The sequence below is a fragment of the Streptacidiphilus albus JL83 genome, from assembly GCF_000744705.1.
Taxonomy (GTDB): domain Bacteria; phylum Actinomycetota; class Actinomycetes; order Streptomycetales; family Streptomycetaceae; genus Streptacidiphilus; species Streptacidiphilus albus.
This window is the reverse complement of sequence record NZ_JQML01000001.1, coordinates 4,629,053-4,650,455: the sequence shown is the minus strand read 5'-3', so window position 1 is coordinate 4,650,455 and position 21,403 is coordinate 4,629,053. Positions and strand designations below refer to the sequence as shown.

Sequence of the window (21,403 nt, the reverse complement as noted above, 5' to 3'; positions counted from 1 at the left end):
CGCGCCCGCTGCCGCCCCGTACCGCGCGACGGGGCGGGTACGCATCGCGTACCCGCCCCGACACCGTCCGTCCGGCTCCTCCCGCTAGCGCAGCGGGGACTCCGGCGGGCGCTGGCGCGGCATCGTCGGCCGGCCGCCCAGCGAGGGCAGCACCCGCACCTGGGCGCCCGAGCCCTCGGCCCGTCCGCCCCAGACGCCGGCCGCCTGCGTCGGCAGCTGGGTCATCGAGGCGCGGAACTCCAGCATCCACTCCGAGGTCTCGGTGCGGACCATGTCCGACACGTCCTCGCAGAAGCGGCGCAGCACACCCAGGCAGCGCTCGGCCGCCTCGCTGGCGGTGCCCTCGGTCGGGCCGAGCACCTCGCGGACGCACTCCGAGGCCCAGTCGAACTGGAACGCCTCCAACCGGCGCTGCAGGGCCTGGCCGGTGCTGATGTCCCGCATCCAGCCGCTGGTCAGCCCGAAGACCCGGTCCGCGCCCAGGCAGGCGCCGGCCAGCAGCAGCAGCACGTAGCCCCAGTCGACGCCCTTGTCCCAGAGACCGGTCAGCCCGACCAGCGGCAGCACCGCGCCGCCGATGCCGAGCAGCACGGCGAGGTAGCGGAGCACCCTGGCGCCGCGCCGCTTCCAGCGGCGGTCCCGGTGGTACCAGTCGACGGCCTCCAGCGCGCGCTCCTCCGACCAGCGGTAGAGCTCCTCAAGACGCTCGGCCGGCTCGCCCCAGTCGCCCAGCGGGAACTGTCGGACACTGAGGTCACGGCCCCGGGTGCCGCTGGTCGCGGCCGCACTGCGGGACGGGTTGGCGGCGGCCGCTGCGGCGGACCGCTGCTCCTCCGGAGCCGAATCGGAACCCCAGGGGCTCTCTTCGGGCTGCATATCGGGCTGGCTCACCGCGAGAACTCCCTGTCCTTCGGCCCATCGGGCCCGATTGTCCCAGTCGTCAAACACCATGTTCTTACCGCCAAATGGCTGACCATGGTTGCAGATTCGCTGGGATTGTTGTGCGAAAACTTCTGGGGCAAGTGTTTCGGGGGTGGTCGAGGCGCTGCCCAGGGGGTCACCGGGGCCGAAGCAGTCTCACCCGTACGGGTGGGTGCTCCGGCGGTGGGAGACCTGACCCCGGGGTGATTTGCGGTGTTACGTCCGGATGCGTCGGCAGGACAGTCGGAGGCCCCGGGCACAGGCACTAGGCTCGGACCTGTGAAGGTCCTCGTTATCGGCGGCGGCGCCCGCGAACATGCCCTGTGCCGCGCGCTCTCGCTCGATCCGCAAGTAACCGCCCTGCACTGCGCCCCCGGCAACGCCGGGATCACGCAGGTCGCCCAGGTCCACCCGGTCGACCCGCTGGACGGCGCCGCCGTCGCCGACCTGGCCGTCGCCCTGGGCGCCGAGCTCGTGGTCGTCGGCCCGGAGGCCCCGCTGGTGGCGGGCGTCGCCGACGCCGTGCGCGAGCGCGGCATCCCGGTCTTCGGGCCCAGCGGGCAGGCCGCCCAGCTGGAGGGCTCCAAGGCCTTCGCCAAGGATGTGATGGCGGGCGCCAGCGTCCCCACCGCGCGCTCCTACGTCTGCACGACGCCGGAGGAGGCCGCGCACGCCCTCGACGCGTTCGGGCCGCCCTACGTGGTCAAGGACGACGGGCTGGCGGCCGGCAAGGGCGTGGTCGTCACCTCGGACCTGCAGGCCGCCGTCGACCACGCCGCCTCCTGCGAGCGCGTCGTCATCGAGGAGTTCCTGGACGGCCCGGAGGTCTCGCTCTTCGCCGTCACCGACGGCGAGACGGTGATCCCGCTCCAGCCCGCCCAGGACTTCAAGCGCGCCTACGACAACGACGAGGGCCCCAACACCGGCGGCATGGGCGCCTACTCGCCGCTGCCCTGGGCCGACCCGAAGCTGGTCGACGAGGTCCTGGAGACGGTCCTCCAGCCCACCGTGGACGAGCTGCGCCGCCGGGGCACCCCGTTCTCCGGCCTGCTGTACGCCGGGCTCGCGATCACCTCGCGCGGGGTCCGGGTCATCGAGTTCAACGCCCGCTTCGGCGACCCGGAGACCCAGGTCGTGCTGGCCCGGCTGAAGACGCCCCTGGGCGGTCTGCTGCACGCCGCCGCCACCGGTCACCTGGCGGACTTCCCCGAGCTCCGCTGGCGCGAGGGCGCGGCGGTGACCGTGGTCATCGCGGCCGAGGGGTACCCGGAGTCCCCGCGCAGCGGCGACCCGATCACCGGGCTGGCCGAGGCCGAGGCCGCCGACGGCACCAGCTACGTCCTGCACGCCGGCACCCGGCTGGCCGAGGACGGCGAGACCGTGCTCAGCGCCGGCGGTCGGGTCCTGTCGGTCACCGCGACCGGCCGGGACATCGCGGAGGCCCGGACCCGGGCCTACGCGGCGACCGAGCGGATCGGTCTGGCCGGTGCGCACCACCGCGGGGACATCGCCGCCCAGGTCTGACGCCGCCGCCCCCGCACCAGGGGCACCGTTCAGCAGCACCCGCGCGACCTCGGCCGGGCCCGGCACCTCCGGGCCCGGCCGTTCGTCGTCCGGCCGTTCGTCGTCCGGCGGGGCGCCACCCGGCGGGAGCAACACCCCGGCCCGGTGCCGTCCGCCGTCGCTGCGGGCGCGAACAGCCGCAGCCCGCGAACCCTTCGAGTGACGGGAAGCCGATCCGGCTGACGATGGGCCGCCCTCGGCCTTATGGTGCCCTGGACCGCTCGGCCAGGCCTCGTCCAGGGGCCTCCGGCGCGGTGCCGCGCGGGTACACCGAGCGGCGAGGGGGCAAGCTGCGGTCCAGAGGGAATCACCGATCCGAGTGGTTCCGGACCGTTCCTGGAACACCTCACCCCGGTTGCGCGTCGGATCAGACAAGGACCTGATCCGACCCGGACGACCGGGGCGGTGAGCGTCAGCGGCAGGGGGTGATCCGAACATGGCCGGTACCAGCGCCACGGCCGGTATGCAGGCGGCGCGGGCACGCGCACAGGCTGTGCTGCGACTTCGCGGCCGTGCCCTGGCCGTCGCCGTGCTCCCGGCCGCCGTCGCGGCCGTGCTGATCCTCGGCGGCCTCACCGGGCGGCTGGGGGCGGCCGGTTCGGCCGACGCGGGTGCCTGGGGGATCGCCCGCTGGACGGTCTCCGCGGTGGCCCTGGCGGTGCTGCTGGGCACGGCCGGCTTCGCCCTCGCCGTGCTGCGGGCCGAGCGCCCGCAGACCCCGGAGGTCCCGCTGGCCGAGACCGAGGCCCCCGAGCTGTACCGGCTGGTCCGCGAGGTCGCCGAGCGGATGGAGGTCCCGGCGCCCGAGCGGGTGGTGCTCACCCCCGACTGCGACAGCTGGCTGGAGGACCCGCCCGCGCCCCGTCGGCACCGCTCCGAGGCCGGGCCCCGGGCCGGCGCCGACGTCCTGGACCGGCGCGGTCCGGCCGAGCCGGTCGCGCCCACCCTGGTCATCGGCTCCCCGTTCATCTGGTGGATGCGGGTCGCCGAGCTCCGCGCCCTGCTGGCGCCGGTCATCGCCGGCACCGCCTGCTCCGCCGACCCGGACATCGCCGCCGCCCGCCGCTTCGTCCGGGGCCTGGACGCTGCCCTCGGCCTCGCCGCCGACGCCCCCTCGGCGCCCGCCTGGCGGCGTCCGGCGCTGCGGCTGGTCGGCAGGACGGCCGCAGTGCTGCTGCGCCGCAGCCGGGTCCATGCCGCCGAGATGGAGCGGGCCGTCGCCGCCTGGGCCTCGGAGCAGGCGAAGCAGGTGGACTACGGGCAGCGGATCGCCGCCCAGGAGCAGGTCGGCCTGGCCTACGCGGGCTGGGACCGGCTGCTGACCCGGGTCGCTCTGCCGGCCTGGCGGATAGGCCGCTGGCCGGGGCGGCTGGACGCGGGCGTGGTCTCCGCGCTCACCGAGCTCTCCCGGCGGGACCGGCTGGCCGAGGGCTTCGAGAGCCGCCTCGGCGAACGCCCGGCCTGCGACCTGCTGGAGGAGCCGGGCCGGATCGACGAGGCCGTCTCGCTGCTGGCGGCCCGGCACTTCTACGCCGGCTACGGCACCGCGGGCCACCTTTTCGACCGGCCGGGGGCCGGACCGGCCGGGGCGGGCCCGGTCGACTGGGACGAGTACCCGCAGGCCGTGGTCGAACGGACCTGGCGGGTCCAGGCCGCCCAGCTGGAGGCCGCGCTGGCGGCCGGCGGCGGCGCCGGCCTCACTGCCGACCCCGGCGAACCGGTCGACCTGGCCCGGGTCCTGGACCGGCTGCGACCGCTGGTCGGTCCCGCCGCCGACGGCGCGGCGCTCCCGGACCGGCTGGCCGGGCTGGCCGAGCGCTCCGCCGAGACCGCGCAGCAGCCCCGTCGCACCGGGCACGACCTGGTCTGCGAGCACCTGTCGGCGTTGGTCTGCTGCACCGCCCTGGACGCCGGCGTCGCCGAGCCCGGGCTCGACTGGCTCGACGGGCCGGTGCTGATCGTCGGCGGGGTCCGGCGGAACGACTTCGCGGTCCCGGTGGCGCTCGCGGTCGAGCAGGCCGACGACGCCCCGCTGCGCCGCTGGCTGGCCGATCTCGGCGTGCACGTGGAGAAAGCCGTGCGACTGCGATGAAGGATCTCCACCAACAGTGCTCCGACGGATAGTCAGCACGTACGATGAGAGTACGTGCAGTGATGAGTCGGCAGCCGAATGTGACGCTCTGTCGTCCTGACGGCACGTCATGTTCCGCTGTACGGTACGGCCACGGCTCGGGCGGTGGTCTTCCGCCCGGCGTGCGGACCAGAGTCAGGGGGTGGGCGCGGTCATGGACCAGATTCGCCGGTGGGAGTCCGGTGCGCTCGCGCACGGAGCGACCGATCCCTTCGGCCAGGGCCCGCTGCCCTGGCTCCGGGGTGCGGACCAGTACTTCGACGACACCGGGCTGATCGTCCCCTGGTACGTCGACCGGGGGCAGCGGCAGGGGCCGCTCCCCGGGGCCCGCCAGCCGCTCGACGCGGAGCAGTTCCCCGACCCGGGCGACCCAGGCCGGCCCCGGGCCTCCGACGACGTGGGCGGCCAGATCAAGGGCTTCGCCGCGCCCGGCGCCGACCTCGGCGGCTCGCTCGACCTGCGGGTCAGCGTCCGCCCGGCCCAGGGCTTCACCGTGGACGTCTACCGGATCGGCCACTACGGCGGGGACGGAGCCCGGCACGTCTCGGCCAGCCCCCGGCTGTCCGGGCTGGTGCAGCCCGCCCCGCTGGTCGCCGACCGCACCGTCTCCTGCCACCACTGGTGGATGTCCTGGCGGCTGCAGATCCCGCCGCACTGGAGTCCCGGCGCCTATGTCGCCGTGCTCACCACCGCCGACAACCGGCACCGCAGCCACATCCCGTTCACCGTCCGGGCGCCCGCCGACAGCGCCGCCGACCTGCTGCTCCTGCTGCCCGACGTCACCTGGCAGGCCTACAACCTCTACCCGGAGGACGGCCGGTCCGGGGCCAGCCTCTACCACGCCTGGAACGAGAAGGGCGAGCTGCTCGGGGAGGAGGAGGCCGCCGTCACCGTCTCCTTCGACCGCCCCTACGCGGGGGCCGGGCTGCCGCTGCACATCGGCCACGCCTACGACTTCATCCGCTGGGCCGAGCGCTACGGCTACGACCTGGCCTACGCCAACGCGACCGACCTCCACGCCGGCCGGATCGACCCCGGCCGCTACCGGGGCCTGGTCTTCCCCGGCCACGACGAGTACTGGTCGGTGCCGATGCGCCGCGCGGTCGAGGCCGCCCGGGACGGCGGCACCTCGCTGGTCTTCCTCAGCGCCAACTCGATGTACTGGCAGGTCGAGCTGGACCCGGGGATCACCGGCGAGCCGGACCGGCTGCTCACCTGCCGCAAGCGCCGCGCCGCCCCGGCCCGCAGCGCCCTCTGGCGGGAGCAGGGCGAGCCGGAGCAGCTGCTGCTGGGCGTCCAGTACGCGGGCCGGGTGCCGGAGCCGACGCCGATGGTGGTCCACAACACCGACCACTGGCTGTGGGAGGGCACCGGCCTCCAGGACGGCGACCGGATCCCGGGGCTGGTGGCGGGGGAGTCCGACCGCTACTACCCGAGGGTGCCGCTGCCGGCGCACAGCGAGCGGGCCCTGCTGGCGCACTCGCCGTACCGGGACGCGGCCGGGGCGCCCCGCTACCAGGAGACCTCGCTGCACCGCGCGCCCAGCGGCGCGTACGTCTTCGCCAGCGGCACCTTCTCCTGGTCCCCGGCGCTGGACCGGCCGGCCCACACGGACGAGCGGGTGCAGCGGGCGACCGCCAACCTGCTGGACCGCATCTGCAAGGTCCACTGAACGCTCCGCACCTCCGGTGTGGGTTCCGGCGCGGGTTCCGGCGCGAAGTCCCGTCAGAATCGGACTCAGGCTGTCCACTGTTGTCCACTGTTGTCCGGGCTTGCGCCGTGGGGCGCGGCGAATTCGCTGTGACAGACTCGGAGCGGCCCCCACCCTCCTGTCTTCCACCTAGGGACACACCTTGAGCGGATTTGTCGAGAAGCCCGTGCCGGTTCAGGTGCCCGGCCTGATCCACCTGCACACCGGAAAGGTCCGGGACCTGTACCGGAACGAGGAGGGCGAGCTGGTGATGGTCGCGAGCGACCGCACCTCGGCCTTCGACTGGGTGCTGCCGACCGACATCCCCGACAAGGGGCGGATCCTCACCCAGCTCTCGCTGTGGTGGTTCGACCGGCTGGCCGACATCGTGCCCAACCACGTCATCTCGACCGAGGTTCCGGCGGGGGCCCCGGCGGACTGGGCCGGACGCACGCTGGTCTGCCGCAACCTGGAGATGCTCCCGGTGGAGTGCGTGGCCCGGGGCTACCTCACCGGTTCGGGGCTGGAGGAGTACCAGCAGTTCCGCACGGTCTGCGGGATCGCCCTGCCCGAGGGCCTGGTCGACGGCTCGGAGCTGCCTGCGGCGATCTTCACCCCGGCGCTCAAGGCCGAGGTCGGCGAGCACGACGAGAACGTCCCCTACGAGGAGGTCGCCCGCCGGGTCGGCGCGGAGGCCGCGACCCAGCTGCGGCAGACCACCCTGGCGGTCTACAGCCGGGCCCGTGACATCGCCCGGGACCGGGGGATCATCCTCGCCGACACCAAGTTCGAGTTCGGCACCCTTCCGGCTGCCCCCGGCGAGCAGCCGCAGCTGGTCATCGGGGACGAGGTGCTCACCCCCGACTCCTCCCGCTTCTGGCCGGCCGACGAGTGGGAGCCGGGTCGCGCCCAGCGCTCCTTCGACAAGCAGTTCATCCGGGACTGGCTGAGCTCGCCCGCCTCGGGCTGGGACCGCCGCTCGGAGGAGCCGCCGCCGGCGCTGCCGGCCGAGATCGTGGAACTCAGCCGGGAGAAGTACGTCGAGGCCTACGAGCGGCTCACCGGCCAGAACTGGAGCTGACCGCCGCGCCCACGCCCCGCGTCCCCCCGGGACGCGCGGGCACGGGCGCCGGGGCCGGGAAACGACGAAGGGCGCACTCGACGAGTGCGCCCTTCGGTCCTACTGGAGCGGATGACGGGATTCGAACCCGCGACCCTCACCTTGGCAAGGTGATGCTCTACCACTGAGCCACATCCGCGTGGCGTTCGCCTTCGCTTTCCTTCGGCCTTTCGGCCTCCGGTCCGTTCCGGCGAGCTCTACTCTACCTGATCCTCGGAGCGGCTTTCGCCATCCCCTCGGAGCGTCGAGTGGAGCAGGTGACAGGGATTGCACACTGTGCCTCTCCCCTGGAAGGGGAGCGCTCTACTACTGAGCTACACCTGCGAGTTGACCCCGTTGACCTGGCCTTTCGGCTTTCGTCTGCGGCGTCTTCCGCTGAGAAGAACATTAGCCCATCCCCCGAGAGGTGATCAACGCGGATGGGTGCTTCGCCACGATCAGGGCAGAAAAGTCTGTTTTGCCCCCACGCTGGACCCCGGTGTCCAGTGTCCGGTGTCCGGCGGGAGCGGGCGGGATGCGGGCGGGAGGCCCGTGCCCCCGCCCGCTCCGGCTCCGGTCCGTGCGGGCTCAGCTCGCCTCGGCGAAGGCCTCGTACACGTGCTTCGGCAGTCGGCCCCGGGCCGGCAGATCGATCCCGCGCGACTGCGCCCAGGCGCGGACCGTCTTCGGATCCGGGGCGATCTCGGTGTGCTTGACCGTCTTGCCGGCTCGGTTCTGCTTGCGACCTGCGGCCACATAAGGCGCGAGCATGTTCCGCAGCTTTTCGGCGTTTTGGGTGGACAGGTCGATCTCGTACGACTTGCCGTCCACCGCGAACTGCACGGTTTCCTCGGCCGTCCCACCATCGATGTCGTCGGAGAGAGTGACCACTACGCGCTGAGCCATGATGCCAATCCTCTCGGGATTGGCATCGCCGCAGCGACGGTCCAAGCCCGCAGGTCGGAGGTATGTTCTGCTGCCCGCAACTCTGCGGACACCACTGCTGACCGGCTGCGGAACAACACTGCGGCCGATGGGCTCATTCTGCCCCTAAATCCCGAGAAAATCGATGAGGCAGGATTTTCTGTCCGATATTCCGTGTCGCTTCGATACCTCGCCGATACCCTGTCGAAACCTGTGGACAGCCGGTGCCGGGTCCTGCTAATGCGTAGCGGGGCGGGTTGTGGTCGGAGTCGGAACTCTCTGTCCGAATGCGACGAAAGAGGTAAATTCCGACTGCGGGGCCCTTGTTCCTTTGCCCGGGCCCCGGCCCGGCCGGGGCCCGGAACAGGGGCGGAGCCCGACTCCGGAGTCCCACCCCCCGTTTGTGCGATCATCCGTGCGGCCATTGCTGTCTACGCGCGTCGCCGTGGACGAGAATCCAAAGCCCGCTCCGACCCCCGGTAGTCTGGAAGTCCCCCCGCACCAGAAACCACCGGGAGTACCCGTGGCACGCGTCGTTGTCGACGTCATGCTCAAGCCGGAGATCCTCGACCCCCAGGGCCAGGCGGTGCAGCGCGCGCTGCCGCGTCTGGGCTTCGCCGGGATCGCGGACGTCCGTCAGGGCAAGCGCTTCGAGCTGGAACTGGAAGGGCCGGTCGATGACGCCGCCCTCGCCCGTATCCGGGAAGCCGCCGAGACCTTCCTCGCCAACACCGTCATCGAGGACTTCACCGTGAGGGTGGAGGAGGAGAAGTGACCGCTCGCATCGGCGTAGTCACCTTCCCCGGCTCCCTCGACGACCGTGACGCCCAGCGAGCCGTCCGGCTGGCAGGCGCCGAGCCGGTCGCCCTCTGGCACCGCGACCAGGACCTGCACCAGGTCGACGCGATCGTGCTGCCCGGCGGCTTCTCGTACGGCGACTACCTGCGCTGCGGTGCGATCTCGCGCTTCTCGCCGGTGATGGACACGATCATCGAGCAGGCGAGGGCCGGGATGCCGGTGCTCGGCATCTGCAACGGCTTCCAGGTGCTCTGCGAGTCGCACCTGCTGCCCGGTGCGCTGACCCGCAACGAGAGCCTGCACTTCGTCTGCCGCGACCAGAAGCTGCGGATCGAGAACGCGGGCACCGCCTGGACCAACGCCTACGAGCAGGGCCAGGAGATCACCGTTCCGCTGAAGAACGGCGAGGGCCGCTTCGTCGCCGACGAGCACACCCTCGACGCGCTGGAGGCGGAGGGCCGGGTGGTCGCCCGCTACCTCGACGTCAACCCCAACGGCTCCTACCGCGACATCGCCGGCATCAGCAACGCCGCCGGCAACGTCGTCGGCCTGATGCCGCACCCGGAGCACGCGGTCGAGCCGCTGACCGGACCCGGCACCGGATCCGGCACCGAGGGGCTCGGATTCTTCGCCTCGATCCTGAAGCAGCTGGTGAGCGCCTGATGACTCTCGACACCGTCCAGCACGCGACCGGCACCCCGGACGCCGACCAGCCGTGGGCCGAGCTCGGCCTCAAGCCGGACGAGTACGCGCGGATCCGGGAGATCCTGGACCGCCGTCCGACCGGCGCCGAGCTGGCCATGTACTCGGTCATGTGGTCCGAGCACTGCTCCTACAAGTCGAGCAAGGTCCACCTCAAGCAGTTCGGCGAGAAGGCCCCGGCCAACGACGCCATGCTCGTCGGCATCGGCGAGAACGCCGGCGTCGTGGACGTCGGCCAGGGCTACGCGGTCACCTTCAAGATCGAGTCGCACAACCACCCGTCCTACATCGAGCCCTACCAGGGCGCGGCCACCGGCATCGGCGGCATCGTCCGGGACATCCTGGCGATGGGCGCCCGCCCGGTCGCGGTGATGGACCCGCTGCGCTTCGGTGCGCCGAACCACCCGGACACCCGCCGGGTGCTGCCCGGGATCGTGGCCGGCATCGGCGGCTACGGCAACTGCCTGGGCCTGCCGAACATCGGCGGCGAGGTCGTCTTCGACCCCTGCTACCAGGGCAACCCGCTGGTCAACGCGCTCTGCGTGGGCGTGATGAAGCACGAGGACATCCACCTCGCGCAGGCCTCGGGCGCCGGCAACAAGGTCATCCTCTACGGGGCGCGGACCGGCGGCGACGGCATCGGCGGCGTCTCGGTGCTGGCCTCGGAGACCTTCGACGCGACCGGCCCGGCCAAGCGCCCGGCGGTCCAGGTCGGCGACCCGTTCCAGGAGAAGCTCCTGATCGAGTGCACCCTGGAGGTCTTCCGGGAGAAGCTCGTCCTCGGCATCCAGGACCTCGGCGGCGCCGGGCTCTCCTGCGCCACCAGCGAGCTGGCCTCGGCCGGCTCCGGCGGGATGCGGGTCGAGCTCGACACCGTGCCGCTGCGCGACGCCACGCTCTCGCCCGAGGAGATCCTCATGAGCGAGTCGCAGGAGCGGATGTGCGCCATCGTCGAGCCGGAGAAGGTCGACCGCTTCCTGGAGATCTGCGAGAAGTGGGACGTCATCGCGACCGTCATCGGTGAGGTCACCGAGGGCGAGCGGCTGGAGATCTTCTGGCACGGCGAGCAGATCGTGGACGTGCCGCCGCGCAGCGTCGCCCACGACGGCCCGACCTACAACCGGCCCTTCGCCCGCCCGTCCTGGCAGGACGCGCTGCAGGCCGACGCGCCCACCGCCGAGCGGCTGAAGCGCCCGGTCAGCGGCGAGGAGCTGCGCGCTGCCGCGCTGCAGCTGGTCGGCTCGCCGAACCAGGCCGACAAGTCCTGGATCACCAGTCAGTACGACCGCTACGTCCTCGGCAACACGGTGCTGTCCACGCCGGAGGACTCCGGCATGGTCCGGATCGACGAGGAGTCCAACCTCGGCGTCGCCATCGCCACCGACGGCAACGGCCGCTTCGCCAAGCTCGACCCGTACACCGGCGCGCAGCTGGCCCTGGCCGAGGCGTACCGCAATGTCGCCGCCACCGGCGCCAAGCCGCTCGCGGTCTCGGACTGCCTCAACTTCGGCTCCCCCGAGGACCCGGACGTGATGTGGCAGTTCGCCGAGGCCACCCGCGGCCTGGCCGACGCCTGCCAGATCCTGGGCACCCCGGTCACCGGCGGCAACGTCTCGCTCTACAACCAGACCGGTGAGGTGGCGATCCACCCGACGCCGGTGGTGGCCGTGCTCGGCGTCATCGACGACGTCAACCGCCGCACCCCGATCGGCTTCGCCGAGGAGGGCCAGCTGGTCTACCTGCTCGGCGACACCGCCGACGAGCTGGGCGGCTCGGCCTGGTCCCAGGTCGCGCACGACCACCTGGGCGGCCTGCCGCCCAGGCTGGACCTGGAGCGCGAGCGGCTGCTCGCCGAGATCCTGATCTCGGGCTCCCGCGACGGCATGGTCGACGCGGCGCACGACCTCTCCGACGGCGGCCTGATCCAGGCGCTGACCGAGAGCTGCCTGCGCGGCGGCAAGGGCGCGCGCCTGGTGGTCCCGGACGGGCTCGACCCGTTCGTGTTCCTCTTCAGCGAGTCGGCCGGCCGTGCGGTCGTCTCCGTCCCGCGCAGCGAGGAGCTCCGCTTCACCGAGATGTGCGGCGTCCGGGGCCTCCCGGCGACCCGTATCGGCGTGGTCGACGGCGACGTGGTCGAGGTCCAGGGACAGTTCACGCTGACCCTGGCCGAGCTGCGCGAGGCCCACACCGGCGTGATCGAGGCGCTGCTCGGCTGACGACACGTCAGAGCGCGACCGCTGCTGCCCCCGTGACCGACCGGTCACGGGGGCAGCAGCGCGTCGGGAGGCAGCCCGGATCGACCGGGCTGCGGCAGCTGGTGGCCGAGGACCGGCGGTCAGGCCAGCCCGCCGTTGCTCATCAGCAGTTGCCGGTTGATCCAGCCGCCCTCCGGCGAGCAGAGGAAGCCGACCAGGTGCGCGGCGTCGCGCGGGGTGCCGAGCCGGCCCAGCGGGGTCGAGGAGACGATCTCCGCGATGAGTTCCGAGGTCATCCAGCCGGTGTCCACCGGGCCCGGATTGATGACATTGGCGGTGATCCCGCGCCCCGCCAGCTCCTGGCCGGCCGCCAGCACGATCCGGTCCAGCGCGCCCTTGCTCGACCCGTAGGGCAGGTTGCCGGCCGTGTGGTCGCTGGTGAAGGCAATGATCCGGCCGACCGCCGACTCCGGTGCGCCGGTGAAGCGCGCGGCGAACTCGCGGACCAGCAGCCAGGTGGCACGGGCGTTGACGGCGAAGTGCCGGTCGAAGCTCTCGACCGTGGTGCCGGACAGGTCCGAGTCGACCGACTCGGCGTGCAGCAGCACCAGGGCGGTCACCGGGCCCAGCTCCCGCTGGACCGTGTCGAAGAGCGCGGCCGGCGCCGCCGGGTCGGCCAGGTCGGCCTCGACCGCGAGCGACCGCGCCCCGAGCGCGGTCAGCCGCTCGCCCAGTCGGGCCGCGGCGTCGGTGTCCCGGCCCCAGGGCATCCCGGCGTCGTACTGCGGCCAGTGGCTGAAGGCCACGTCCCAGCCGGTCTCGGCCAGCCGCAGTGCCACGGCGAAGGCGATGCCCCGCTCCCGTCCGGCCCCCGTGACCAGGGCGAGCGGGCGGGTGCCGGGGGTCTCTGTGCCGGGGTTGCTGATGGCGGCGCTCCTCGGGTGAACTGACAGGCGGGCAGAGGCGGGCTTGCACGGACGGGGGCGGCGGGCGGACGCTGTGCGCCGACACACTGACGCGCCGGTGCCCGGGCGACCGGGCGAGCGAACCACGAGGGCGGCCCAGCCATGGCAGCAGCGGACCCGAAGCCGGAGAACATGCTCGGTGAGCTGTCCCGGTCGGTGCAAGCAAGTTTCGACGGAGCCTCGGACGACCGCTTCCGCACCGTCCTCCAGGCCCTGGTGCGGCATCTGCACGCCTTCGTCGGCGAGGTCGGACTGACCGAGGCCGAGTGGGCGCTCGGTATCGACTTCCTCACCCGCACCGGGCAGCTGAGCGGCCCCGCCCGGCAGGAGTTCATCCTGCTCTCCGACGTGCTCGGGGTGTCCATGGCCACCGTCGGGGCCAACCACCCGGGCCGGGACGCCGGGGTGACCGAGTCGACCGTGCTCGGGCCCTTCTTCGTCGAGGGCTCGCCCCGGGCCGAACTGGGCGCGGACATCGCCGGGGTGGCCTCCGGCGAGCCCTGCTACGTCGCCGGGACGGTGCGCGGCACCGACGGCAGCCCGGTGCCCGGCGCCCGGATCGAGCTGTGGGAGTCCGACGAGGACGGCTACTACGACGTCCAGTACGAGGGCGGGCCGGTCGCCAACCGGGCGCACCTGTTCACCGACGCCGAGGGCGGCTACCGCTTCTGGTCGGTGCGGCCGGCCCCGTACCCGATCCCGCACGACGGACCGGTCGGCGAGCTGCTGACCGCCGCCGGGCGCGGCCCGATGCGCCCGGCGCACATCCACTTCCTGGTCACCGCCCCCGGCTACCGCACGCTGACCACCCATGTGTTCGCGGCCGGCGACCCCCACCTCGGCTCCGACGCGGTCTTCGGGGTGAAGGACTCCCTGGTCGTGGAGTTCCGGCGGCAGCCGGCCGGCCACGGACCCGAGGGGCGGCGGCTCACGGCCCCCTGGTGGCGGCTGGACTTCGACATCGTGCTGGCGGACAGCGGGCCGGTCCACCACGGGCCGTTCCACCACGGGCCGGCCGGAGCGGCCGGATGAGCGCCGCGCCCGTGGAGCTCCGGCTCGACACGGCCCGGGCCGAGGGCGCAGGGCATCCCGGCCGGGCTCCGATCCCGCCCCGCCCCGGTCCTGGCGACGGGCGGTGATCGGTTCTACCCTCGCTGCCATGCCACCCGCCGCCCGTACCCCCCGTCCCCGCAGCTACGACCGGCTGAAGTCCCGGGCCGCCCTGGCCGCCCAGGCCGAGGCGCTGCGCGGCGCCGTCGCCCGGCTCTGCGCCGACCCCGAGGCCGAGCGACTGCTGGCCGGGCCGACCCGGCTGGGCGACTGGCGGGTCCGGGAGCTGGTCGCCCACCTCGGCAGCGTCTTCGACTCGCTGAGCGACAACCTCGGGTTGTCGACCGGTGACGCCGCCCCGCTGGCGCCCACCGACTGGGTGGCCGCGACCCGGACCGGTGCCCCGGCCATCGCCGACCACGCCCGGGAGCGCGGGGCGGCGGAGTTCGGCGGCAGCCCGGCCGAGGTCGCCGCCGCCCTCGACCACGCCGTCGACCGGGCGCTGAAGCTGCTCGCCGAGGACCTCTCGCCCGCGCTCCGGCTGCCGATCCGCTTCGGCCCGATGCTGCTGGACGACTACCTGGTCACCCGGTTGGTCGAGACCGTCGTCCACGCCGACGACCTCGCCGCCGCCCTGCCGGACCGCTACCCCGCGCCCGAGGCCTTCCCGCACGACCGGCACGCCCTGGCCTCGGCCACCCGGCTGCTCGCCGACTCCCTCGCCGCCCAGGCCCCCGGCGGCTCCGTGGAGCTGCGGATCCCCCCGTTCGCGGTGGTCCAGTGCGTGGCCGGCCCCCGGCACACCCGCGGCACGCCGCCCAATGTGGTCGAGACCGCGCCGCTGCCGTGGATCCGCCTCGCCACCGGCCGGACGACCTGGGCGCAGCTCACCGGAGCCGAGGGCGGAGTGGCGCAACTCACGGCGGGCGGGGAACGCAGCGACCTCTCGGCGCTACTCCCTGTGATGGGCTGAGCTCCCTGGGCTCGGATCTACGCGTGTTCCCGCGATCGCCGGTGACCTGGGCTTCATCCCCGTTCGGCCGGTGGTCCGGTACTGCCCTAGACTCGGTCACGTGCCACGCGGTGACGGACGACTCAGCCATGACCTCCTTCCCGGCGAGAAGGGCCCCCAGGACGCCTGCGGCGTCTTCGGTGTCTGGGCCCCCGGTGAAGAGGTCGCCAAACTCACCTACTTCGGGCTGTACGCCCTGCAACACCGCGGACAGGAGTCCGCCGGTATCGCAGTGAGCAACGGCTCCCAGATCCTCGTCTACAAGGACATGGGTCTGGTCTCGCAGGTCTTCGACGAGACCTCCCTGGGCGCGCTGCTCGGCCATATCGCCGTCGGCCACGCCCGCTACTCCACCACCGGCTCCTCCGTGTGGGAGAACGCCCAGCCGACCTTCCGGGCCACCGCCCAGGGCTCGCTGGCGCTCGGCCACAACGGCAACCTGGTGAACACCGCGGAGCTGGCGACGATGGTCGCCGAGCTCCCCGGTGAGCAGCACACCTCCCGCTCCGGCCGGTCGGCCGTCACCAACGACACCGACCTGGTCACCGCGCTGCTGGCGGGCCACCCCGAGCTGACCATCGAGGAGACCGCGCAGCAGGTGCTCCCGAAGGTCAAGGGCGCCTTCTCGCTGGTCTTCATGGACGAGCAGACCCTCTACGCCGCCCGTGACCCGCAGGGCATCCGCCCGCTGGTGCTGGGCCGGCTGGAGCGCGGCTGGGTGGTCGCCTCGGAGACCGCCGCACTCGACATCGTCGGCGCGACCTTCGTCCGCGAGGTCGAGCCGGGCGAGCTGATCGCCGTGGACGAGAACGGGCTGCGGACCTCCCGGTTCGCCGAGGCCAAGCCCAAGGGCTGCGTCTTCGAGTACGTCTACCTGGCCCGTCCCGACACCACCATCGCCGGGCGCAACGTCCACCTCTCGCGCGTCGAGATGGGGCGCCGGCTGGCCCGGGAGGCCCCGGCCGAGGCCGACCTGGTGATAGCGACCCCGGAGTCGGGGACGCCCGCCGCCATCGGCTACGCCGAGGAGAGCGGCATCCCCTACGGCTCGGGCCTGGTCAAGAACGCCTATGTCGGGCGGACCTTCATCCAGCCCAACCAGACCATCCGGCAGCTCGGCATCCGGCTGAAGCTGAACCCGCTCAAGGACGTCATCCGGGGCAAGCGCCTGGTCGTCGTGGACGACTCGATCGTCCGCGGCAACACCCAGCGCGCGCTGGTCCGGATGCTCCGCGAGGCCGGCGCGGCCGAGGTCCACATCCGGATCTCCTCCCCGCCGATCAAGTGGCCCTGCTTCTTCGGCATCGACTTCGCGACCCGGGCCGAGCTGATCGCCAACGGCCTCACGGTCGACGAGATCCGCTCCTCGCTGGGCGCGGACTCGCTCTCCTTCATCTCCATCGAGGGCATGGTCGAGGCCACGGACCAGCCCAAGGACCGGCTCTGCCGGGCCTGCTTCGACGGCGAGTACCCGATGGAGCTGCCCGACCCGCAGCTGCTCGGCAAGCACCTGCTGGAGGCCGAGATCGCCTCGGCGGCCAAGGCCCCGGGCGTGCGCGGCGGCGGCAAGCTCCGCTCGGACGCCGACGGCGTGCAGTCCATGCTCGGCGGAATCGGCGGCGCCGACGCGCTGCGCCGCCCCTAGCCCGGCCCAGCGTTCCTCAGACCCACCCCCGACTCGGAAAATCGCTGCGCCGTTCGCAGTCCCGCCGCTGCGGTTCCCCGATCCACCCCGACCCGGAAGGGCCGTTCCCGTGAGCGACCAGACCACCAGCACCGGCGCGACCTACGCCGCCGCCGGCGTCTCCATCGAGGCCGGCGACCTCGCCGTCGAACTGATGAAGCAGTGGGTCGGCAAGGCCACCCGGCCCGAGGTCGTCGGCGGCATCGGCGGCTTCGCCGGGCTGTTCGACGCCAGCGCCCTCAAGCGCTACCAGCGCCCGCTGCTGGCCTCGGCCACCGACGGCGTCGGCACCAAGGTCGCCCTGGCCGCCGCCCTGGACAAGCACGACACCATCGGCCACGACCTGGTCGGCATGGTCGTGGACGACCTGGTCGTCTGCGGCGCCGAGCCGCTGTTCATGACCGACTACATCTGCGTCGGCAAGGTCCACCCGGAGCGGGTCGCGCAGATCGTCAAGGGCATCGCCGAGGGCTGCGTGCTGGCCGGCTGCGCCCTGGTCGGCGGCGAGACCGCCGAGCACCCCGGGCTGCTCGGCCCGGACGAGTACGACGTCGCGGGCGCCGGCACCGGCGTGGTCGAGGCGGACGCCCTGCTCGGCGCGCACCGGGTGCGCGCCGGGGACGTGGTGATCGCCATGGCCGCCTCCGGACTGCACTCCAACGGCTACTCGCTGGTCCGGCACGTGCTGCTGAACGAGGCCGGCTGGAAGCTCGACCGGCAGGTCGAGGAGTTCGGCCGGACCCTCGGCGAGGAGCTGCTGGAGCCGACCCGGATCTACTCGCTGGACTGCCTGGCCCTGGCCCGGTCCACCGAGATCCACGCCTTCTCCCACGTCACCGGTGGCGGCCTGGCCGCCAACCTGGCCCGGGTCATCCCCGAGGGGCTGCACGCGCGGCTCGACCGGGGCACCTGGAACCCGCTGCCGGTCTTCCACACCGTGGCCGAGGTCGGCCGGATGGAGACGCTGGAGATCGAGAAGACCCTGAACATGGGCGTCGGCATGGTCGCGGTCGTCCCGCCGGAGTCCGTGGACACCGTGCTGGCCGTGCTGGCGGACCGGGACGTCGAGGCCTGGCTGCTCGGCGACGTCGTCGACCGCGGCGGCGAGTGGGACAACGGCGGCGCGGCCCTCTACGGGGCGTACGAGGCCTGATCGGCGCCCCTGGGCACCCGGAACACCTGGAGGGGGCGCGGCCGTCGGCTGCGCCCCCTCCAGCCGTTCCGGGGCCCGGCCCGGCCGTCCGGCCGCCGCCGCTCGGCACAGGACCGGCGCGCAACCGCCCCGGGAACGCCGAATGGCCGACCCGGTTGCCACCGGATCGGCTGTTCGACTGGCTGGACGAGCTCAGGCCTGTTTGCGGTACGGGCCCGCGCCCTCGTCGTCCTCGTCGTCGTCCTCGCCGTTGTACAGCTGTGCGTACGAGGCGTACGGATCATCGTCCTCGTCGTCATCCTCGAACGGTTCCGGATTGACCGACACGTTCGAAGGCGATGCACCCAGCTCGTTGGCCAGGCGTGACGGGTCGAAACCCACGTCGCCGTACTTCAGCTGGCGGGCGACCTTTGTCTGCTTGGCCTTGGCCCGGCCGCGCCCCATGGCTCGACCCCCTCAACGACGGGGCTCATGGCCCCGAGTCTTGACACGCGTTCATGATGAGAAACGACCCCTCGCGGAGTGAGAGGGTCGGTCCTTTGAGCAATAACGGTACCTGCTTACAGCGCCGTACGGTACGCCGCCCGTGCGACGTTGCGCACGCTGCCCCTCCAAGTGACCGTGTCGGTGCAGGTCACAAGCGTAGCGGGCGGGTTTTGCCGGACACTTCCCGGGGCGGTCGGCGTGACCGCTCCGGGACGATTATCCCCCGTACGAGCAGTCGGCATCCCCCGTTCGGGGGCATCAGGTGAGAACGGCGTTCCTGTCCGGACCGCCGCTCGGCCGGCCGGGCGGCCGAGCGAGCGGCGGCGGCCGGGTCAGCGCCGACGGTCGCCCGGGAGCAGGATCGAGCGGAGCCGGCCGATGTCGGCCATCCGCTTCTCGGCGAGCCGGTCGGCGGCGACGGCCGGGGGCACGCCGTCGGCCTCGGCCCGGGCGAAGATCTCCAGGGTGGTGTCGAAGATCTTGGCGGCCTTGGCCTTGGCCCGCTCGAAGACGAAGCCCTCGATCTCGTCCGCGACCTGGATCACCCCGCCGGCGTTCACCAGGTAGTCCGGGGCGTACAGCACCCCGCGGTCGGCGAGGTCCTTCTCGACGCCGGGGTGGGCCAGCTGGTTGTTGGCCGCCCCGCAGACCACGGAGGCGGTCAGCGCGGCCACGGTGGCGTCGTCCAGGGCGCCGCCGAGCGCGCAGGGGGCGTAGACGTCCAGGTCGGCCCGGATCAGCGCCGCGGCGTCCGCCGCCACCTCGATGCCCGGGTGGGCGGTCCTGACCCGGTCCAGCGCGGCCTGGTTCACGTCGGTGACCACGACCGTGGCGCCGTCCTCCAGCAGGTGCTCGACCAGGTAGTGGCCGACCTTGCCGACACCGGCCACGCCGACCCGGCGTCCGGCCAGTGTGGGGGCGCCCCAGCGCCGCTGGGCGCAGGCCCGCATGGCCTGGAACACGCCGAAGGCGGTCAGCACCGAGGAGTCCCCGGCGCCGCCGTACTCGGGCGAGCGGCCGGTCACGTAGTCGCACTCGCGAGCGATCACGTCCATGTCGGCCACGTAGGTGCCGACGTCGCAGGCGGTGACGTAGCGCCCGCCCAGGGACTGGACGAAGCGGCCGTAGGCGCGGAGCAGCGCCTCGGTCTTGACCTTCGTCGGGTCGCCGATGATCACAGCCTTGCCGCCGCCGAGGTCGAGCCCGGCCAGGGCGTTCTTGTAGGACATGCCGCGCGCCAGGTTCAGCGCGTCCTGCACGGCCTCCTCCTCGCTGGCGTACGCGTGGAAGCGGGTGCCGCCGAGGGCCGGGCCCAGGGCGGTGGAGTGGATCGCGATGACGGCCTTGAGGCCGCTGTCGCGGTCGTGGCAGAGGACGACCTGCTCGTGGCTGTCGCCGGGGGCGGCGGCGGACTCGGATGCGAAGATCCGGTGCAGGACTCCGGAGCGGTGCTGTTGGTCGGTCACGGTGGTGACTCCATGTCGGACGGCGTCCGCGACGGTGGTGCGGACGCGGTGAGTACCGCCGTCGCTGCCGCAGGTTGGGCGGCACCGGTGGGGCGGCACCGGTGGGATGGCAGCAGCGTAGATCCCCCGGGGCGGGCTGTGGGGACCGGTCCGGGTACTGGATCCGTTCTCCTCGCCGCAGGCCGCCGGTTTCCCGGTGTTCGTGCCGGAGCACGCGCTTCCGGGCCACAGGAGCCCGCCGCCGTGCGACGATGCGAGACGTGCCTACGTTGCGGACCTCGGTGCGGCCCCCCTACGCCGCCTACTTGCGCGTCTACGAGCCGCTGACGGCCTTTCCCGAGCCGGAGCGGTCGTACTGGCAGGTCTACGCCGACGAGCGCCGCGACCCGGGCAGCGCCCCCGCCACGGCCCTGGAGGAGGGCCGCCGCCGGCTGGCCGACCTGATCGCCGTCCCGCCGGTGGCGGTGCCCGAGCGGGAGAGCCGGGACGCCTTCGTCCAGGAGCTGGACGGCGTGGTCTACCTCTGCCCCTGGTGGACCCGGCTGCGCAGCTGGATCGCGCTGGAGGAGCTGCAGGGCGCACTGCCCGAACCGCTGCTGGACGCGCTGCTGCCGCCGGTCGTCCGGGAGCAGGCCGAGGCGGACTGGGAGCGCTGGCGCGAGGAGCACCCGGACGGCCGTCCGTGGATCCTGACCAGCACCTGGAACGTCCCGGTCTCGTGGTTCCTGCTGTTCGACGACGGCGAGCGGGAGTTCGTGCCCTCGCGGCCGGCCCTGCCCTCGCTGCCGGCCCGGCCGACCGGGCCGGGCGGCCCGGCCGAGTCGGCGGAGCCGGAGGAGGACGCGGCCGGGACCGGTGGCACCGGCGGGACCGCGGCGGGCGAGACGTCCGGCGGCGCGGAGGAGCCCCCCGCGCCGGTGCTGCGCTACCGGACGCCGATGGCCCAGGCCCGGCGCCGGTTCGCCCGGGGCTTCCGGGTGCTGCGGGAGAACCTGGACGACGGGCCGCTGGTGGACGCGGTGGAGGAGGTCGGCCGCTGGCTGGAGGAGTTCCACCCCCGCTCGCTGGTGGAGCTGGACTACGGCGGCCTGGTCCACGCCGTCCCCGAGGCCTCGCTGGCGGACGATCACACGGCCCGCCAGGTCGCGGCCGGAGTGGCCGCGCTGCGGGCCGGGGACGGGGTGCTGGCGGGCCTGTCCTACCGGGCGATCACCGAGCGCTGGCGGCGCATCCAGGAACTGCAGTACGCGAACTGAACGCCGCTGACCTGGGGTCATCGTTCACGGAGCAGTCCTGGCAGGCCCTGGCGGGGTTCCGCCACGACGGATCGCGCCACGTTCGAACACGGGAGCTGTCGGACACGCGTGGCATCCTTCCCTCATGCATCACAGAGTCACTTATCCCCCACCCACATAGGACCAACGTCCTGGATCGGGTCAAGGTGTTACAAACGTGATGTGACTCACCGTTGACTCGAAGTACTCTCACCGTGCCAAAATAGGACAACCAGCCTCACTGTGGACTGTGCCGACCTTCTTCCGCAAAGACGCGGAAACGGCGGCCC

General features: G+C 72.9%; 17 protein-coding genes and 2 tRNA genes. 12 read left to right on the top strand and 7 right to left on the bottom strand.

Annotated features, from left to right (window positions below):
- Positions 1 to 84: 84 nt before the first annotated feature.
- Positions 85 to 891, bottom strand: coding sequence for an SLATT domain-containing protein (locus BS75_RS20175; protein ID WP_081982465.1), 807 nt, complete (start codon positions 889 to 891; stop codon positions 85 to 87).
- 309 nt (positions 892 to 1,200) lie between these two features.
- Between BS75_RS20175 and purD the strand changes: the two genes are divergently transcribed.
- The 4 genes from purD (at position 1,201) to BS75_RS20155 (ending at position 7,386) form a co-directional block, all read left to right on the top strand.
- Positions 1,201 to 2,445 (top strand): phosphoribosylamine--glycine ligase, encoded by a 1,245-nt coding sequence (gene purD, locus BS75_RS20170; protein WP_034089255.1) that lies wholly within the window; start codon positions 1,201 to 1,203, stop codon positions 2,443 to 2,445.
- A gap of 475 nt (positions 2,446 to 2,920) precedes the next feature.
- Positions 2,921 to 4,576, top strand: a complete 1,656-nt coding sequence (locus BS75_RS20165; protein WP_034089254.1) for a M48 family metallopeptidase — start codon at positions 2,921 to 2,923, stop codon at positions 4,574 to 4,576.
- Between the two features lie 193 nt (positions 4,577 to 4,769).
- Positions 4,770 to 6,287, top strand: coding sequence for a N,N-dimethylformamidase beta subunit family domain-containing protein (locus BS75_RS20160; protein ID WP_408022547.1), 1,518 nt, complete (start codon positions 4,770 to 4,772; stop codon positions 6,285 to 6,287).
- Positions 6,288 to 6,468: 181 nt separating this feature from the next.
- The gene (locus BS75_RS20155; RefSeq protein ID WP_034089252.1) at positions 6,469 to 7,386 is read left to right on the top strand and encodes a phosphoribosylaminoimidazolesuccinocarboxamide synthase; all 918 of its coding nucleotides are present in this window, start codon (positions 6,469 to 6,471) and stop codon (positions 7,384 to 7,386) included.
- 103 nt (positions 7,387 to 7,489) lie between these two features.
- On the opposite strand, the gene BS75_RS20150 is transcribed toward BS75_RS20155, so the two are convergent.
- From BS75_RS20150 to BS75_RS20140, 3 genes are all read right to left on the bottom strand, one after another.
- Positions 7,490 to 7,564 (bottom strand) — tRNA-Gly (locus BS75_RS20150).
- Positions 7,565 to 7,674: 110 nt separating this feature from the next.
- Positions 7,675 to 7,749 (bottom strand) — tRNA-Gly (locus BS75_RS20145).
- A gap of 243 nt (positions 7,750 to 7,992) precedes the next feature.
- A complete protein-coding gene (locus tag BS75_RS20140) occupies positions 7,993 to 8,310 on the bottom strand; it encodes a histone-like nucleoid-structuring protein Lsr2 (protein ID WP_034089251.1) in 318 nt (105 codons plus the stop codon).
- Positions 8,311 to 8,851: 541 nt separating this feature from the next.
- Between BS75_RS20140 and purS the strand changes: the two genes are divergently transcribed.
- From purS to purL, 3 genes are read left to right on the top strand one after another with little or no spacing between them, the layout of a single operon-like run.
- On the top strand, positions 8,852 to 9,103 hold the full coding sequence (purS, locus tag BS75_RS20135; protein ID WP_030258068.1) for a phosphoribosylformylglycinamidine synthase subunit PurS: 252 nt from the start codon (positions 8,852 to 8,854) through the stop codon (positions 9,101 to 9,103).
- Positions 9,100 to 9,789 (top strand): phosphoribosylformylglycinamidine synthase subunit PurQ, encoded by a 690-nt coding sequence (purQ, locus tag BS75_RS20130; protein WP_034089250.1) that lies wholly within the window; start codon positions 9,100 to 9,102, stop codon positions 9,787 to 9,789. Before purS ends, purQ begins: the two co-directional genes overlap by 4 nt.
- A complete protein-coding gene (gene purL / locus BS75_RS20125; protein WP_034089249.1) occupies positions 9,789 to 12,044 on the top strand; it encodes a phosphoribosylformylglycinamidine synthase subunit PurL in 2,256 nt (751 codons plus the stop codon). Before purQ ends, purL begins: the two co-directional genes overlap by 1 nt.
- A gap of 119 nt (positions 12,045 to 12,163) precedes the next feature.
- Here the strand turns inward: purL and BS75_RS20120 are convergent, their stop codons facing one another.
- A complete protein-coding gene (locus BS75_RS20120; protein WP_034093401.1) occupies positions 12,164 to 12,949 on the bottom strand; it encodes an SDR family oxidoreductase in 786 nt (261 codons plus the stop codon).
- Between the two features lie 141 nt (positions 12,950 to 13,090).
- Between BS75_RS20120 and BS75_RS20115 the strand changes: the two genes are divergently transcribed.
- From BS75_RS20115 to purM, 4 genes are all read left to right on the top strand, one after another.
- Complete coding sequence (locus tag BS75_RS20115; protein WP_042438526.1) at positions 13,091 to 14,020, top strand: dioxygenase family protein; 930 nt, start codon at positions 13,091 to 13,093, stop codon at positions 14,018 to 14,020.
- A 127-nt stretch (positions 14,021 to 14,147) separates the two neighbouring features.
- Positions 14,148 to 15,011 (top strand): sterol carrier family protein, encoded by an 864-nt coding sequence (locus BS75_RS20110; protein WP_034089248.1) that lies wholly within the window; start codon positions 14,148 to 14,150, stop codon positions 15,009 to 15,011.
- A gap of 100 nt (positions 15,012 to 15,111) precedes the next feature.
- Complete coding sequence (gene purF / locus BS75_RS20105) at positions 15,112 to 16,695, top strand: amidophosphoribosyltransferase (protein ID WP_034089247.1); 1,584 nt, start codon at positions 15,112 to 15,114, stop codon at positions 16,693 to 16,695.
- A gap of 109 nt (positions 16,696 to 16,804) precedes the next feature.
- On the top strand, positions 16,805 to 17,887 hold the full coding sequence (gene purM / locus BS75_RS20100) for a phosphoribosylformylglycinamidine cyclo-ligase (protein WP_034089246.1): 1,083 nt from the start codon (positions 16,805 to 16,807) through the stop codon (positions 17,885 to 17,887).
- A gap of 192 nt (positions 17,888 to 18,079) precedes the next feature.
- On the opposite strand, the gene BS75_RS20095 is transcribed toward purM, so the two are convergent.
- A complete protein-coding gene (locus tag BS75_RS20095) occupies positions 18,080 to 18,331 on the bottom strand; it encodes a DUF3073 domain-containing protein (RefSeq protein WP_034089245.1) in 252 nt (83 codons plus the stop codon).
- A 374-nt stretch (positions 18,332 to 18,705) separates the two neighbouring features.
- Positions 18,706 to 19,809, bottom strand: coding sequence for a Glu/Leu/Phe/Val dehydrogenase dimerization domain-containing protein (locus BS75_RS20090; RefSeq protein WP_269330736.1), 1,104 nt, complete (start codon positions 19,807 to 19,809; stop codon positions 18,706 to 18,708).
- Positions 19,810 to 20,099: 290 nt separating this feature from the next.
- On the opposite strand from BS75_RS20090, the gene BS75_RS20085 reads away from it, so the two are divergent.
- Positions 20,100 to 21,095 (top strand): hypothetical protein, encoded by a 996-nt coding sequence (locus tag BS75_RS20085; RefSeq protein ID WP_034089243.1) that lies wholly within the window; start codon positions 20,100 to 20,102, stop codon positions 21,093 to 21,095.
- Positions 21,096 to 21,403 lie beyond the last annotated feature (308 nt).

Excerpts from the sequence above, each read along its gene's own strand:
- BS75_RS20160 (WP_408022547.1), top strand. The coding sequence starts at position 4,770 with ATGGACCAGATTCGCCGGTGGGAGTCCGGTGCGCTCGCGCACGGAGCG.
- BS75_RS20095 (WP_034089245.1), bottom strand. The coding sequence starts at position 18,331 with ATGGGGCGCGGCCGGGCCAAGGCCAAGCAGACAAAGGTCGCCCGCCAG.
- purL (WP_034089249.1), top strand. The coding sequence starts at position 9,789 with ATGACTCTCGACACCGTCCAGCACGCGACCGGCACCCCGGACGCCGAC.
- BS75_RS20140 (WP_034089251.1), bottom strand. The coding sequence starts at position 8,310 with ATGGCTCAGCGCGTAGTGGTCACTCTCTCCGACGACATCGATGGTGGG.
- BS75_RS20165 (WP_034089254.1), top strand. The coding sequence starts at position 2,921 with ATGGCCGGTACCAGCGCCACGGCCGGTATGCAGGCGGCGCGGGCACGC.
- BS75_RS20110 (WP_034089248.1), top strand. The coding sequence starts at position 14,148 with ATGCCACCCGCCGCCCGTACCCCCCGTCCCCGCAGCTACGACCGGCTG.
- BS75_RS20115 (WP_042438526.1), top strand. The coding sequence starts at position 13,091 with ATGGCAGCAGCGGACCCGAAGCCGGAGAACATGCTCGGTGAGCTGTCC.